Here is a 15,380-nt window from a genome sequence, read left to right as displayed (position 1 = left end):
TTCAGTTAATATGACAATTATTGAAAATAATTAATGTCCCGTGTGACCAAAACCCCCTTCTCCACGGTTTGATTCTTCCAACTGGTCTACTTCTATCAATTCTGCCCTCACTACTGGTTGAATTACCATTTGCGCAATCCTTAAACCACGTTTCACAACAAACGGTTCTTTTCCGAAATTACATAATATGATTCCGATTTCACCGCGGTAATCACTATCTATTGTGCCTGGAGTGTTTAAAAGTGTTAGACCATGCTTCAATGCCAAACCGCTTCTTGGTCTTAACTGTGCTTCATATCCAAAGGGCAATTCAATATATAGACCCGTAGGTACGAGTTTAATTTCGCTGTGTTTCAACGTTAAATCGCTTTCAACGGCAGCATAAAGATCCATACCACTTGCCGCATCACTCATGTATTGCGGCAATGGCAAGTCATCCGTTCCCTGTTTTCTCTTTAATTTTACCCTGACCGTTTTCACAGCATTTATTTGTTTTTAAGTGTTTCTAATATTACAGAAACTATCATTTCGTTTGAAGCGAGCCTTCCCTTTCCCATCTTCCCTGTACACAAACGACCTTCTTCCGGTTCAATAATTATATAACCATGCTCTTTTAACTTTTTAATATTTTGCTGCACTATTGGGTTTAAATACATGCTATCATTCATTGCCGGAGCGATAATTACAGGGGTTTTTGCGGCCATAACCGTACAGGTTAATGCATCATCAGCAATTCCGGCAGCCACTTTTCCAATAAAATTTGCCGTAGCAGGAGCTACTACAATTAAATCTGCTCTCTCCGCCAGAGATACATGACTAGGATTATAATTTTCATTTTCGACAAATAAATCTGTAATGACATTTTTTTGGGAAATTGAACGAAACGTTACCGGATGTACAAAACGCTGCGCGTTAGACGTCATTACCACAAACACGGTGCTGCCTCTTTTGACCAAACCCGATACAATTTCAACCGCCTTATAAGCAGCAATGCTTCCTGTCACCCCAACAACTATACAATTGTGCATAATTACGTTATATTCAGAATGTTACGAATTGCATTTACGGTTGCGTCCAAATCATCATTTACAACGCAATAGTCATATTTATCTTTGTATTCCAGTTCTTTTTCCGCCATTTTAAGGCGATTCACCAGGTCTTGTGCCTTATCAGTATTTCTGTTAATCAAGCGTTGGCTCAAGGTTACATTATTCGGCGGCAATAAGAAAATTAAAATGGCTTCAGGAAATTTTTCTTTTATTTGCAAAGCCCCCTGCACATCGATTTCCAGAAGATAAAAAATGTCCTTTTTGGTTGCATCTTGCAGTGGTTTTAGAGGTGTGCCGTAATGGTAGCCGCAATATTCTGCATATTCGGCAAATTCACCATTTTTGATCATTTCCATAAACTTCTCTTTAGAAACAAAATGATACGATTCGCCGTCTTTTTCGTTGTTTCTGGGTGAGCGTGTTGTTACCGAAATTGATTCTTCGACATGAGCCTGTTGCTTCAATATTTTGCAAACCGTTGTTTTACCAGACCCTGAGGGCCCTGAAATAATTACAATTTTCCCCATTAAAATATGCTTATGCCGGCAAACAGGTTAAAATATTTATTGTTGCTCATTATAACAATTCCCTTATTCAATATTAAAAGCCTGCTCACGGATTTTCTCAATTTCCATTTTAATATCAATAAGATCTTTCAACAATACGGTATCGTTAGCCTTAGAACACATCGTATTTGTCTCACGAAACATTTCCTGAATAATAAAATCAAGTTTCCTGCCAATAGATTCATTAGAATCTAATGTCTCCTGCAACTGATGTATATGACTTTTAAGTCTGTTTATTTCTTCCGCAATATCGCTTCTCTCTGCAAATATGGCGACTTCACGACATAAATTACTATCTGTAAGTTCAACGTTGGTTTCAGAAAGCAGGAATGCTACCCTGCTGTGCAGCCGTTTTGCATATTCCTGAATTATTAATGGTAATCGTTCCTCAAATTTATCCATCATTGACACGATAAAATCTTTTCTCTGTAATATATCTTTTTTTATATGACTCCCTTCGGTTATGCGCATTTCTGATAATTTTTCCAGAGCGTCGTCAATAAGAGTATGACAAATACTCAATAACGATTCATCGTCAGTCGCATCATCCTTGTTTTTTTTTAAAACTCCAGGCAATTGTACTAAAGAATTGATTGAAATTTCATCAGCACATTTGATTTTTCCTTTAAGCTCGCTTATCAAACGATAATACTCCTCTATCTTCTCCGTATTTAATGTAAAATCATTTTCTTGCCGAAACGATTTATAGTTCATCGATAAAACAACAGAACCCCGAACAATTTTTTTCCTTATAGCCCGATCAAACTCACTTTCAAAAGACTGAAATTGTTCCGGCAAACGTGTATTTATTTTTAAGAATTTATTGTTCTCAGAGCGGATTTCCACACGCATCGTACCCCTATCATCATTGTATTCAGCAATTCCAAATCCGGTCATACTCTTAAGCATAATAAGGCTCCATATCTATATCAACGGACTCTCAGACTATCATTTCTTTGCATTTTCGTTTCATCACTATCTTAAATAATTGTTTATTTAACATTGCCTTGCTTTACGGTAATCCATCCATTACATTGTCAAAGAGACTCTTCTGCACACCCTTAGCCCGGCATTTTCAACATTGTTCTTGCCTTCATACGTGCATTAATCATGATCACAATCTTCACCGTGTTCATGTTCCTGCGGTTCCTGATGTTCCTGATGTTCGTGTGTCATCATTGTTCCTAAATCTCCGGTAGGCGAAGAAAGTTTAAACAAGAAAATTGTTGCAACAATAAAGGCGGCGCCAATCAGATAGGTAACTTGCGTAAGAAACGAGCTTGTTCTTGTGCCAAAAGCTGACTGATCGCCCAAACCTCCAATAGCAGCCAACCCTCCTCCTTTTCCGGACTGTAACAAGATTGCACCTATTAAAAATACGCATAAAATTGGCAATGTTATTTTCAACGCAACAATCCAATTTAAAAAAAAGAATGCATTCAGAATGCCAAAGATAACAACAATAGCAAGCCCCCATTTAAACGCCTTTTCCGCCTTAACCATCTAACTCTCCTACCTATTCATATAAAAATAACACTATCAAACTAAAAATCAACACCCTGTAAAACTTCAATAATTGTTAAAAAAGATTCTAATTCAAGGCTGGCGCCACCAACCAAAAGACCATCAATTTCCGGCTGATGTATCAATGCTCCCGTATTATCTGCTTTTACACTCCCTCCATAGATAATACTCAACTTCTTTGCAATATCTTTACCATAGTCTTCAGATAAAATAGTCCTGATAAAGGAATGAACTTCGTTTGCCTGTTCAGGAGAAGCCGTTCTGCCTGTACCAATAGCCCAAACCGGCTCATAAGCAATGATAATGCATTTTATTACTTCAATGCCAACACCACGCAATCCATTTTTAAGCTGCCGAAGAACGACGTCTTTTGTATTCCCGGCCTCTCGTTCTTCCAACGTCTCGCCAATGCAAAGTATTGGAACCAATTCAAAGGATATGGCTTTTTTGATTTTATCATTTATGAAAAAATCGTCTTCTCCAAAAATATGTCTTCTCTCTGAATGGCCAACAAGTACATGAGAACACCCGACTTCCTTTAACATTGGAGCGGCAATTTCACCTGTAAAAGCCCCACTGGCTTCACTGTGCATATTTTGCGCTGAAACACATATCGTACTACCCTCCAAAACGGCACAAATATCTTTGAGGAAAACATAAGGCGGACAAATACCGCATATAATCCCAGATTTCCCCGCTATAGCCGCTTTTAAAGACCTGGCATATTGAACCCCCTCTTTCAGGGATTTATTCATTTTCCAATTACCCAGAATAATCGGTCTTTTTTTTTGGTTGTCCGAATTCAATACCCCTTAATCTCCCTTTGGAAAAGAGCCGAGAATCTTTACATCAAAACATTTTTTTGATATCTCTTCAAGTGCTTTTTGAACATTCTGGTCTGATACATGTCCATCAAAATCCAAATAAAAGCAATATTCCCATGCCTTTTTCCGAGTAGGCAGGGATTCTATATTCGTGAGATTGATGTTATACGATTTAAATGGCCCTAAAATTTCTACCAATGCCCCGGAACGATTTTTAACGTAGCACATTATCGCTGTTTTGTCCTTTCCGCTGGGGCCACTATACTCTTTGCCGAGGATAAAAAACCTTGTCGTATTACTCGGGTCGTCTTCAATATTTTCAAAAAGAATCTTTAATCCATATTTGTGAGAAATCTCAGAATTGCCAATCACGGCAAAACACCTGCCTTCCTCCGACTTTTGAGCATCTTCTACTATTCTTGCAGCCTCAGCGCTACTACTTACCTCAATAAGTTCAATGCAAGGAAGGTTAACCGCCAGCCAATTTTTACACTGTGTTAATATTTGTGGTTTCGAAAATACCTTTTTAATTTCTTCTTTTTTGCAATTTGCCATCAAATAATGATGGATTGGCAAAATTATTTCAGAACACACCTTTACGTCATATTTTACAAACATGTTCAATGTTTCACGAATGCCACCCTCAATGGTATTCTCAACGGGAACAATACCATAATCACATCTATTGCCGGCCACATCACTGAAAACACATTCTATTCCTCTTGCTGGTATGTACTCAACAGACGAACCAAATTTCTGTTTTGCGGCAAAATAACTAAACGTTCCTTCAGGACCGAGATAAGAAACCTTAATAGCCTTCTCTAACACCAAAGAACCTGCCATTAATTCACGGTATATAGCTTTTAAGCATTCATTAGATAAAGGCCCCTTATTTTTTGATGTAATTCGTAGGTAAACTTCCTGCTCTCTATTAGGAACGTAAACCTGTGAACGATTTTGTTGTTTAATTTCTCCAATCTTTAAAACGAATTTTGCTCTTTCGTTGATTAAATCTACAATCTTATCATCAATTATGTCAATTTCGTTCCTTAAATCATCGATACTCATGTCTATTTTAACCAGTCAGCAAATAGTAATTATTTAAGGTTAGTCGTTGATAACAAAGCATTTATAGGTAAAATTTCAACTAAATTTATCACAATTCCTCAAGAGAGTCAATAAAATTAAGTCATTTAAAGTTTTTTTAATTGACTGTAGACGAAACATTGTTAAAATCATTGAAATATAATTTATTTTTGCTCTAATATTTTGCATTTAGGCATGTTATGATGTAAAACGATAACGATGCCATCGTTCTTTGAAATACTATTTTTATGATTGATTTATTATTTTCCTACCTGAGCGTCAATATCATTATCTTACGTTTTTAAGTATTTGTATTATATGAATTTATATTAACCTGTTCAGAAAGGATTGTATACTTATGGCAGTAGGAAAAATAGGCAACTCTCCGCAAAGGATTGGGGTCTTCGTTGATGTTCAAAATATGTTTTATTCCGCAAAGGCGTTACATCAGTCTAAGATTGATTATAGTAAACTTTTATTAGAGATAGTAGGTGGTAGAAATTTAGTAAGGGCAATAGCTTATATCGTACAAAAACCAGATGTGGACCAATCCAGTTTTACAGACGCTTTGTGCCGATTAGGGTATGAAATCAAAACGAAGGATCTGCGACTAAGGCCTGACGGCACCGCAAAAGGTGATTGGGACATGGGTATTGCAATTGATACAATTTCAATTGCATCCAAATTAGACACAGTTGTATTGGTTACTGGAGATGGAGATTTTGTTCCCCTGGTAGAGCTATTGAAATATCATGGTTGTAGGGTTGAAACTGTTTCTTTTCGACGTAGCACCGCCATAGAACTCATCAATGTTTCTACAAAATATACCGCTATAGAAGAATCTATGTTATTTAAAGAAAAAAAGTTTCAGAAAAATGATACTACAAACTAACTCTCAAACAAACCTGGAAAAATTTATTGCATGCCAGAACATTATTGGCTACTCTTTTAAAAAAATGTTGTTACTTGAAAAGGCATTGACGCATACATCATGCCGGGTTGAAAATAATTTTTCAAACGAGCGGTTAGAATTCCTTGGCGATGCAGTATTAGGAATGATTATCTCCGACTATCTTTACAAAACGATGCCGCATTATAGCGAAGGGGAGTTGACAAATGTAAAATCTGTTGTTGTAAGCCAATCAACACTAGCAAAAGTTGGCATGGAGGCCGGCTTAAAAGAATTTCTTTTAGTAGGAAGAGGATTAAACGACAGGGACCTCTTTCCGAAATCTTTGCTCGCAAATGTTTTTGAAGCTTTAATTGCAGCAATTTATCTTGATGGAGGCATAGAAGCCGCCAGTGAGTTTACATTAAGATATTTAAAAAAAGAAATAGATCTCGTTTGTAAAAACCAGCACAAAAAAAATTACAAATCGATATTGCAACAATACAGTCAAAAAGAATACGGTATTACCCCAACTTACCGGTTATTGCAACAAATAGGGCCAGACCATGGCAAATCCTTCGAAATAGTGGTATCAATTAAGGGGAGTGAATATGGCCGGGGATGGGGAAAAAGCAAAAAAGAAGCAGAACAATCTGCCGCGAAAGAAGCCTTGAAAATATTAACACCCGATTCAAATTAAACCTTCTGCGTGTAACTAAATAATTCTCTTTGTTTTAAACAATTAACGGAGGTAATTTATGGTAAGGCAACTGAATAAAAAGAAAATAGTCGGTATCTGTCCGGTAGGTATAAAAAAAGCAGTATGTCCAAGTATTAAGAAGACCAGACAAATGCACACACAGTTAATGATTGCGCAAAGGCAAAAGAATCCCGATTCATCGCAAATTGAAAGCCTTAGAAATGCTTTAAGAAAAAGAAAGAGCCTGGGCATTGCAGTCGAATGCGGTACCTGCATATATAATAAGCAATAATTTATTGGAAAATATTTTTTATCCGCAGATTCCGCAGATTAGCACTGAAAAAAAACTATTTTAATCTTCTCCTGATCTGTGTAATCTGTGGATTATTTATTTTCATCCCCCTTTGTGACCTTTAGGTCATGGATGTTTCATTAGAAATGCGAATATTACACATTATTTAAAATACCTTGTTCTGTATAAGGGTATTCGAGAAGATCTGACATTTCTCTCGTGAGTGATTCAATTTCTTCCTCACTCATATTTGGATTAAAAACATAATATTCTTTATCTTCTCTGGGATATTGAACAACAATACATTCCTTGTCTTCTTGCTTTTGCAGGTTTTTGAATTTAAATACCTTCTTTCGGATTAAATATAGCGCTAAAACATATCGTAAATTTTTTTTGTGTACATTTTCACTATCTTCTAATCTGCAAAATATATCCAGAATCAGGCCAATATTGACAAACTTTTGTATTGGTTTGCCCTGCCTCGTTATCCTCGTTTTCCAGAAAGAAAAAAGATTTTCAAGCGCATCTCTTTTCCAACAGGTAGCGCAAAAATCTTTTCGTGTAAAATTTTCATTTTCATCAAAAAGGGCTGAATAATAGTCCTCTTCTTCTTCGAATTTTTTCTCACAAACACTGCATTTGGTATTTCCTTTATTTATTCTCCATTCCATAGCGCAATTTAAAGAGCTTGTTTTTCTCCCCACAATTTTTTTTGTACGATTTTATAAATTTCATTAAAATAAACTTTGGCAGTTTTCTCTGCCTGATGCATCTCATTTCGTACCTTTTGAATAATTACCCGGTTGTTCAAATGCGAAAGATTAATATCAACATTTATCTTACCACATTGAAATCCTGCATCAGCAAGTATTGCAGCTACACCTACTTCTGATATGAGATTTGGATTGGTAATTTCCGCCAATTCTCCGGTCAATTTTAATACATAAAGACACGTCATTGCGGTTTTTAAGGGTACCATCATCGCAAATATCGTTGCCCTTCTCATGGATTCAAGTCTAAATTTTTTTTCATCACTTGTAATCTTTGACATCCGTAATGTCTTGTCTACTTCATTATAAACATCAACATCTTCCTGTATTAATGCCGTTAACACTTCTCTGCTCTTTTCACATTCTTTCAGTAATTCCTTTAACCGTCCGGTATTTTGTTCAAATCCTTGTTTTCCAACAGTAAAATGAATCGACATTGAAGCCATTGCTGACGCCAACGCCCCAATTAATGCCGACACACTACCACCGCCAGGCGCCGGAATACAGGCAGCCGAATCATTCAAATACTTTTCAATGGACTCATTTAAATACATCATGGCCTGTTATCTTTGTATGATAATCCCGGTATCCGTTGTAACAAAATCAAACACTTCTTCAACATCACTATTTTTCATTCGAATACACCCGTCTGAAGATGCGGTACCAATTGTTTCAGGCATCGTTGTACCATGAATCCCGAATCCTGCGAGATTTTCTTTTTCTTTAAAACCTATCCACCGTGTCCCTAATATGTTTTTCTCATCTCCGTAAGAATAAACACCGCCATAAGGCGAATACCATGTTGGGTTCTTCATTTTGTTCTTGACCTCAAACGTTCCTTCCGGCGTTTTATCATTCTTACCGGTACCGATACGGTATTGTTTCACATAACGGTCGTTCAGCAGCACCGTCAGGGTAAATTCACTCTTACTAATCAATATCTTTGTTTTACCTTTTAGAATCTTGAGTTTCTCTCCAATATTCAGTCGTGAATCCGGTTTTTTATTTATTCTCATAATAAGTTCATAATTGGTATTAAATTGCTTTGCAATCTTCGAAAGCGTTTCCCCAGCCTGCACGGTATACAATACCGCATCTTCGGAAGGTTTGGTTGAAAATATCAATTCACTGTTCAATTTATCTAATAATTCTTTAATTTCATGCTGTTTTTCAGGGATTTTTTTATTTAAAAAAATTTCCGAAAGATGATTTCTCGCCTCATAATTTTTCCCCTCTTTTAAATATTCATCAATCATACCTATGTTAAACACACTCTTCTTTTCACTGAGTGGCGTCTTATTCTTTTTAATATTTTTTAGATCATCAGTGCTTATAATAATATCTTTTTTATACAATATGATATCTTCTTTTCCTACCAGTAAAATGGATGTTCCGTGATCATTTGCGGCAAAGATGCTGGTATTGTTACTAAATAAAAATAGGCCGCTGTTTACAGGAGCGAAAATAGACATAAATATCAATATTTTGTTTATTGTAATATTTTTCATACTATTAACAATCCCCCCCCCGTATAAATAGCACCCAAGTAATTGAAACTCTTTCGATACATAGCAAGCCGTTATCTCAACTTTTTGATGATAATAGATACTCTGTCATTAAATCTGTCGCCGCCAGGGCTTTTAACAAAAGAATTATTGTTGCCATGTCCGACAGTTATTAGCCTTTTGTGAGAAATGTTCCCTTTCTCGTGCAAATAATCAGCAACAGCTCTCGCTCTATCAACCGATAGTTTCCAGCTTGTTTCATAATCCTTAGACGGTTTAAAGGCAACTCTCGTATGCCCCTCTACCATTAACAAAACGGGTCTGTCAGCAGTCAAATGAACCAGGTTATTTAAAGAATGCATGCCTTCCAGCGACAATGTTGCTCCATGCTCTTTAAAATAAATTACCGCAGCGGCAGGTATATGATCTGCTTCATTCTCCATTTTATCTACTTCCTTATCGCCTGTTTGCGCCGGAATATCATCCATATCATCATCGTAAAAGGTATATTTCATATCATGGATATTTTTACTCTCTTCAATACTACTGCTCCCCGGCAACAATCCCCCCATACCTAATGTTATAACATTTCTTTGAAACGATTTTTGAAATGCTTCAACCATTTTCTTGTTTTTCTCTTCAGTAAAAGTATTAATAATGATAAAAAAAGCCAGAAGCAACGTTGCCAATGCTGCATACGATAACAAAAACATGTCCGGCGGCTTTGCCGGGAAGAAACTCTTCTTTTTCTTTTTGCGAGAAGACATCTAAATGTATTTTCCCATAAAATTCACAAAAATATTAGCTCGCTTTTTTTAATACAACAATAGCAATTTTGTCTGTATCTCTTATTTCATCAATCCGTCTGCCGGAGATTGCAACCCTTGCCGGAGCAATCGTTTCAAATGATAATAAATAATCAGCAATACGCCCTGCCCTATCAATTATCAATTTTTTTTGTGCTGAAATTTTCTGCCATTCGACACCCTCAACACTCGTATCCACAATAATCTTTCCACGCGTCATTCCCAGAACATAGCTCAGTTTTTTTAAGATATTATTTGCTTCCCATGTTAAAATTGATTCACCTTTTTCAAAACAAACATCTACTGGAATTTTTACAACATATCCTGCCTTTATCTCTTCAATGCCAATATAATTACTTAATTCAGATTTCGTAACAAAATCGCTTAAATATTGGTACCATTCTTTATCTTCAACAAATTTTTCCGTTTCCGTCAATTCCTGCATTCGCGTGGGCATAAAATCAACTTCTTTAATATCAACAATGTCGGACTTTGCATCTTTGTCAAGAGGTTGTTTGCTGCCTTCCAATACATGAGTACCCCCAATACTTGCCTGAACCTGTTTCATGACTTCTTTATATTTATCAACATTGATAGTAGAAAGGCTTATTAACATAACAAAAAATGTTACTAACAATGTCACCATATCGCCGTATGTTAGCAACCATCCGGGGGTTTCCGGGCCTTTCGGCGCTTCTTCCGACATTATTTCTCTTCCTTTTTATTTTCTTCAGACATTTTCATAGCATCCTTCGGCTGCAAAAATGCCTTCAATTTGTCTTCGGTAATCATGGGTGCATCACCTTTTTGTATTGAAACAACACCTTCCAGTATGATTTCTTTCGACAATAGTTCTTTGCTGCTTAACGTTTCTAATCTGCCGCCAAGCGGTATAAAAATAAGGTTTGACAAAATAACCCCATACAATGTAGTAATAAGCGCAACCGCCATACCTCCGCCAATTTTTGAAGGGTCATCGAGGTTTTTCAACATATTAACAAGACCCAACAACGTTCCAATCATACCGAAAGCAGGACACACCATTCCTGCAAAATCAAGAATACCCTTGCCCGATGTATGCCTTTGTCTTATTTTATCAATTTCCGTTCCGAGAATGTCCCTTAAGGCATCCGAATCCGAACCGTCCACCAGTAATCTTACCGACTTAACCAAAAATGGATCATTTATTTTTTCAACCTCTTTCTCGAGTCCCAAAAGACCTTCGCGACGACTGACTTTACAAAATTCAACCAACCGCTTGATCTCTTCCTCAATTGGCCCAAATTTAACAAATACCGTTTTTTTTGCTACGGCAATCGCTCCAATTACTGTCGGTATCGGAAATCGTACAATGGTCGCAGCCAACGTCCCCCCAACTACAATCATCATGGAAGGTATGTTGATGTAAGCAATAACTGCCGCTCCACCTCCATCCATCACAATAGATACCAATATCAACGCAGCACCAATTATTATCCCTATTAGTGCACCAGGATCCATAATTTATTTTCTCCATGCAAAAAATGATAGCGTTTTAAAACAAATTTCGTGTTTATAAAATTTTTCCCCAAAATATTACCTTCTATTCAAAACTTACGCAAGTTCTTTTTATGTATATATTTGGATTTAAATTGCAGATATTTACCGTGGATAATGTACCGGTTTTCTTATTCGCAGCAGTATGGCCTGAATGGTGAAATGCAAAGCACAAAATACGAAACAAATTCTAATGACAAAATGCTTTGAAATGCTAAACAAGTGCATCTTCGTGCTTCGTGCTTCGTGCTTCGTGCTTGTCTGGTTCTGGCTATGCCAGCTTAGGGTAACTTCTCAATTATATACTCAACGAGTTCACAAAATGTGAATTCTGAAATGCTATAACTATTTATGATAACAGAGGTTAAATCTAACCATAGAAATCCTTATTTGTGAACTCTTACAGTATAGTAAAACAAATGCAACTATGAACTCTTTCTCAACCATGCCGCACATAGATATCGCGTGCAACAGTTGAATCGATTGCAATTTGTGTTTGGCCCATCTGTATCACATAGGTAGGATGTTTCTGGTGTAGGTGGATTTTTATACCCGGCAATAATCCCATTGAAGAAAGCCTGTCAAGTCTGCCGTTAAATTTAGTAACAATGTAAGAAATTTTAGCGTTTTTCCCAGGCTGTAATTCTGTAAGTGGAAATACTACAGGGCGTATTTCCATATTAGTTTTCCTGCAGCAATCACCCGGTGGAATATGTTTTCCGTGAGGGCATGTTAATGGGTGACCCAAAAGCGTGCATATGCTTGTTGTTACCTCTTCGCTCAAAAAATGCTCAAAATCACACGCGCTGGAATCCATGGCTTCTTCTTTTACCTCTAAAACATCGTGCAATAATCTTTCCGCAAGTCTGTGCCTTCTGATGATTAATTTTGCTTCCGCCTGGCCCTTTTCCGTCAGAATAACTTTATTATCTTTTAACAAAATATATCCATTATTCACAAGTGTTTTCAGATATGCTTCAGCAAAAGAACTGCCTTCCTTCCTGATCAGCAATTCCTTCTCAGTTTCACCATGTTCTTCTTCAATTGTCCATATCAACTCCAGCAATTCTTCATGGCAAGACTCAATTATGTTCACGTTTTTTTTCTCCATACAGTTCCATTCTCAAACAATAATTTGGTGTTGTTATTTTTATAAGAATTATCATAATGACAACAATAATCCCGCCGCCGATGAAATCATATTCCGAGCGATATGTACGAAACGCTGTAATTTTTGAAAATACTTCTGAAAGAATTACTCCAAAAATAAAGCCGCCAATTAATGATATTATTTTATTTTTATTTATCCAGTTTCTGTTATCACGCAAGATAACAAGCTGTCCAACCTTGACGTTATTTAGTACGGCTACCATTATGACATCTTTTGTTCCTGTTTTCTTGGGGCATGACGAACAGTTACTACACGCGCCTTGTGTATCAACAATACATACCTCTGCACACTCTTCCGAAACAGAAACAATCCTGCCTATCATTTGTCCCATCAAAATAAACGCAAAACAATTCTTAACAAACCCCCAATGAGTATAGAGTAGGGCAATATAAATGCAAACATTAAAAATGCGCTTTTCGCACCGCGTTCTTTGATCATGACAAAAAAATTTGCAATGCAGGGAATAAACAAGGTGATTACCACAAGGGAAACCAGTAACTGTTTTGGATCTATTACATGCCCCACCCCCTGTTCTTCCAACACTTTAAAAATACTGACTGCTCCGTAATCTCTTCTTAAAAACCCTAAAATAAATCCGCGTGTTGTTTCAACCGGCAATCCTAAAAAATGTCCGATTACCGGTTGCCCAATTTTCTCGACAAAAGACAATATCCCTAATTTTGTGGCAACAAATAAAACAAGCGTACCCAGTACAAACAAAGGCACGGCCTCTTTCATAAACCAGTTAACCCGATAAAACGTCTTTATGAATATATTGGATAATTTTGGCATGCGAAACGGGGGTATCTCCATTAAAAAATCAGAGGGGGCGCCTGGCAGGATTATTGATGATAAATAACCGACAAAAAAAAGCTGCGAACAAATAATAAGGAAATATGCCGCAAAATATATCCCGGAAATACTCCCAAGAACACTTGCAATCACCCCCAACTGCGCGGAACATGGTACCGCCAATGCTAACAACAGGGTGGCAATAATCCTTTCCTTTTTCGTATTTAATATCCTGGTGGTCATCGTTGCCATCGTGTCGCATCCCAAACCCAAAACCATTGGAAGCACGGCCTTTCCGTTTAATCCGATCCGCTTAAATATCTTGTCCACCATCACCGCCAGTCTGGGCAAATACCCGCTGTCTTCCATAATGCCAAATGCAAGAAAGAAAAACCCTACAATGGGAAAAACGATTGCAATCGCATAAGTAAGGCCTACCCTAATCAGCCCCGATTGCTCATTTAAAAATAATTCGTAAATTAAATTGTCTTTACTCATTATTTTTTGCGCCAACAGACCAATATAATAATTTATTCCCTCGAAATTGATGTGGGTAAAAGTATAAACTTTTTTCAGAAAAGGAATATACACACATAAATCAAAACCATCCGAGGGCGTTTCCGCACTGCCAAAGATCTTGTTTTCTAAAAAGTCCACACACACACCTGAACCAAACTCCCCCACCCATTTGTAAACTATCCACAAAATCATTATCAACAGGGGAAATGCCGCTATTGGATGCATAGTAATCCGCCCCAAAACTTCGGTAATTTTACTCCGTGTTTTAAATTCTTTTTTATAAAGATACAACGTAAAATAAATGGACATTATGCCGCCGGCAGAAAGTTCCAGCACGGTCTCAAGGACATCGGATACCTGCAACTTCATGGTAATTGCGTACATGAGCAACGACATAAGTTTATATCCGATTAAAAATGTCGTCAGAGGTGCCAAAAAGAAGAAAAATGCTCCCCTCATAAACGGCCGGGTTTCCGCCTCATTTCCCGCTGCGGTTGTAACCTTTTCAATCAGCCCATCAACATAATGTGAGCGTTTAATGCTAATAACGTACCCTAACGGATTACTAAAATGTCTCTGCACGTCTTCACGTATTCCGGCAATTTCTTGCAACGAAACTTCCGGTAATTTTTCCTTTAATTTTTTTTCCAGCGATTCGTCATGCGATAACAACATAATCGCCAAAGCCCTGTCGTTCACCACCATTACATTATTAAGTATCTTGACTACCCTTAAAATCCCTTCTTCAATATATTTGCCATAATTAATCCGAATGTCTGGCACACTGGCAAGAGGCACCGAATGAAACAACTCTCTGAAACCAACCTTGTGCGTTGCAATCGTTTTCACTATAGGAATCTTCAAATAGTCTTGCAAGGCATTAATATCAACATTCATCCCTCTGTCAAGGAGTTCATCCCACATATTCAATGTCAGCAAGACCGGCAACCCCATTTCAGCGATCTGAGTTGTTATCAATAAACCACGCCGCAGGTTTTTAGCATCGATAACCTGAACAATGCGCTTATCGTAATCTTCCAGCAAAATATCCCTTGCAACAGCCTCATCTTCAGAAAGCGGTATAAGACTATTCGCTCCGGGCGTATCTATGACTTCGATACCCCCTTCATACCCTTTATATACCCCGCGCGAAACTTCCACCGTCGTGCCAGGATAGTTTGATACCGTTACATATTTACCCGTAAGTAATCCAAAAATAACACTCTTCCCGACATTCGGATTTCCAACAAGCGCTAATTTGAAGGGATCTGCCCTCTTAATATTCATATACGTATTACCCGTAACTGCTCTTTCATTTAATTTAACGTTTAGTACCTTATCAGTAATTTCT

At 37.2% G+C, this 15,380-nt stretch carries 19 protein-coding genes; 3 read left to right on the top strand and 16 right to left on the bottom strand.

Going from position 1 to position 15,380, the window contains the following annotated elements; translation table 11 throughout:
• Positions 1-30: 30 nt before the first annotated feature.
• From dut to pheA, 7 genes are all read right to left on the bottom strand, one after another.
• On the bottom strand, positions 31-480 hold the full coding sequence (gene dut / locus ABJL82_RS05440; protein WP_347273708.1) for a dUTP diphosphatase: 450 nt from the start codon (positions 478-480) through the stop codon (positions 31-33).
• 5 nt (positions 481-485) lie between these two features.
• Positions 486-1,028: a flavoprotein gene (locus ABJL82_RS05435; protein WP_347273707.1), complete on the bottom strand. Its 543-nt coding sequence runs from the start codon at positions 1,026-1,028 to the stop codon at positions 486-488.
• Between the two features lie 2 nt (positions 1,029-1,030).
• Positions 1,031-1,576: a guanylate kinase gene (gene gmk / locus ABJL82_RS05430; protein ID WP_347273706.1), complete on the bottom strand. Its 546-nt coding sequence runs from the start codon at positions 1,574-1,576 to the stop codon at positions 1,031-1,033.
• A 63-nt stretch (positions 1,577-1,639) separates the two neighbouring features.
• On the bottom strand, positions 1,640-2,524 hold the full coding sequence (locus ABJL82_RS05425; RefSeq protein WP_347273705.1) for a YicC/YloC family endoribonuclease: 885 nt from the start codon (positions 2,522-2,524) through the stop codon (positions 1,640-1,642).
• A gap of 195 nt (positions 2,525-2,719) precedes the next feature.
• Complete coding sequence (secG, locus tag ABJL82_RS05420) at positions 2,720-3,118, bottom strand: preprotein translocase subunit SecG (protein ID WP_347273704.1); 399 nt, start codon at positions 3,116-3,118, stop codon at positions 2,720-2,722.
• A gap of 41 nt (positions 3,119-3,159) precedes the next feature.
• The gene (gene tpiA / locus ABJL82_RS05415) at positions 3,160-3,945 is read right to left on the bottom strand and encodes a triose-phosphate isomerase (protein ID WP_347273703.1); all 786 of its coding nucleotides are present in this window, start codon (positions 3,943-3,945) and stop codon (positions 3,160-3,162) included.
• A gap of 6 nt (positions 3,946-3,951) precedes the next feature.
• The gene (gene pheA / locus ABJL82_RS05410; protein WP_347273702.1) at positions 3,952-5,031 is read right to left on the bottom strand and encodes a prephenate dehydratase; all 1,080 of its coding nucleotides are present in this window, start codon (positions 5,029-5,031) and stop codon (positions 3,952-3,954) included.
• 376 nt (positions 5,032-5,407) lie between these two features.
• Between pheA and ABJL82_RS05405 the strand changes: the two genes are divergently transcribed.
• Genes ABJL82_RS05405 through ABJL82_RS05395 form a run of 3 tightly spaced genes read left to right on the top strand, consistent with a single transcriptional unit; the run spans position 5,408 to position 6,930 of the window.
• On the top strand, positions 5,408-5,941 hold the full coding sequence (locus ABJL82_RS05405) for an NYN domain-containing protein (RefSeq protein ID WP_347273701.1): 534 nt from the start codon (positions 5,408-5,410) through the stop codon (positions 5,939-5,941).
• Positions 5,925-6,638, top strand: coding sequence for a ribonuclease III (gene rnc / locus ABJL82_RS05400; RefSeq protein WP_347273700.1), 714 nt, complete (start codon positions 5,925-5,927; stop codon positions 6,636-6,638). Before ABJL82_RS05405 ends, rnc begins: the two co-directional genes overlap by 17 nt.
• Positions 6,639-6,696: 58 nt before the next feature.
• Positions 6,697-6,930, top strand: a complete 234-nt coding sequence (locus ABJL82_RS05395; protein WP_347273699.1) for a hypothetical protein — start codon at positions 6,697-6,699, stop codon at positions 6,928-6,930.
• 155 nt (positions 6,931-7,085) lie between these two features.
• Here ABJL82_RS05395 and ABJL82_RS05390 read toward each other — a convergent pair whose 3' ends face one another.
• From ABJL82_RS05390 to ABJL82_RS05350, 9 genes are all read right to left on the bottom strand, one after another.
• A complete protein-coding gene (locus ABJL82_RS05390) occupies positions 7,086-7,601 on the bottom strand; it encodes a hypothetical protein (protein ID WP_347273698.1) in 516 nt (171 codons plus the stop codon).
• Between the two features lie 8 nt (positions 7,602-7,609).
• Positions 7,610-8,257 carry a cyclodeaminase/cyclohydrolase family protein gene (locus tag ABJL82_RS05385; protein ID WP_347273697.1) on the bottom strand — a complete coding sequence of 216 codons (648 nt, stop codon included), beginning with the start codon at positions 8,255-8,257 and terminating at the stop codon, positions 7,610-7,612.
• Between the two features lie 6 nt (positions 8,258-8,263).
• Positions 8,264-9,208, bottom strand: a complete 945-nt coding sequence (locus ABJL82_RS05380; protein WP_347273696.1) for a L,D-transpeptidase family protein — start codon at positions 9,206-9,208, stop codon at positions 8,264-8,266.
• 71 nt (positions 9,209-9,279) lie between these two features.
• Positions 9,280-9,972 carry an OmpA family protein gene (locus ABJL82_RS05375; RefSeq protein ID WP_347273695.1) on the bottom strand — a complete coding sequence of 231 codons (693 nt, stop codon included), beginning with the start codon at positions 9,970-9,972 and terminating at the stop codon, positions 9,280-9,282.
• 34 nt (positions 9,973-10,006) lie between these two features.
• Positions 10,007-10,717, bottom strand: coding sequence for a flagellar motor protein MotB (locus ABJL82_RS05370; protein WP_347273694.1), 711 nt, complete (start codon positions 10,715-10,717; stop codon positions 10,007-10,009).
• The gene (locus ABJL82_RS05365; RefSeq protein ID WP_347273693.1) at positions 10,717-11,511 is read right to left on the bottom strand and encodes a MotA/TolQ/ExbB proton channel family protein; all 795 of its coding nucleotides are present in this window, start codon (positions 11,509-11,511) and stop codon (positions 10,717-10,719) included. The genes ABJL82_RS05370 and ABJL82_RS05365 overlap by 1 nt, the downstream gene beginning before the upstream one ends.
• Before the next feature lie 475 nt (positions 11,512-11,986).
• Positions 11,987-12,643 (bottom strand): metal-dependent transcriptional regulator, encoded by a 657-nt coding sequence (locus tag ABJL82_RS05360; RefSeq protein WP_347273692.1) that lies wholly within the window; start codon positions 12,641-12,643, stop codon positions 11,987-11,989.
• Positions 12,630-13,049 (bottom strand): hypothetical protein, encoded by a 420-nt coding sequence (locus ABJL82_RS05355; RefSeq protein ID WP_347273691.1) that lies wholly within the window; start codon positions 13,047-13,049, stop codon positions 12,630-12,632. The genes ABJL82_RS05360 and ABJL82_RS05355 overlap by 14 nt, the downstream gene beginning before the upstream one ends.
• Positions 13,049-15,316 carry a ferrous iron transporter B gene (locus tag ABJL82_RS05350; RefSeq protein WP_347273690.1) on the bottom strand — a complete coding sequence of 756 codons (2,268 nt, stop codon included), beginning with the start codon at positions 15,314-15,316 and terminating at the stop codon, positions 13,049-13,051. Before ABJL82_RS05350 ends, ABJL82_RS05355 begins: the two co-directional genes overlap by 1 nt.
• Positions 15,317-15,380 lie beyond the last annotated feature (64 nt).

The sequence above is a fragment of the Candidatus Kuenenia sp. genome (assembly GCF_039794105.1).
GTDB lineage: Bacteria > Planctomycetota > Brocadiia > Brocadiales > Brocadiaceae > Kuenenia.
This window is presented reverse-complemented; position numbering and strand designations above follow the sequence as displayed.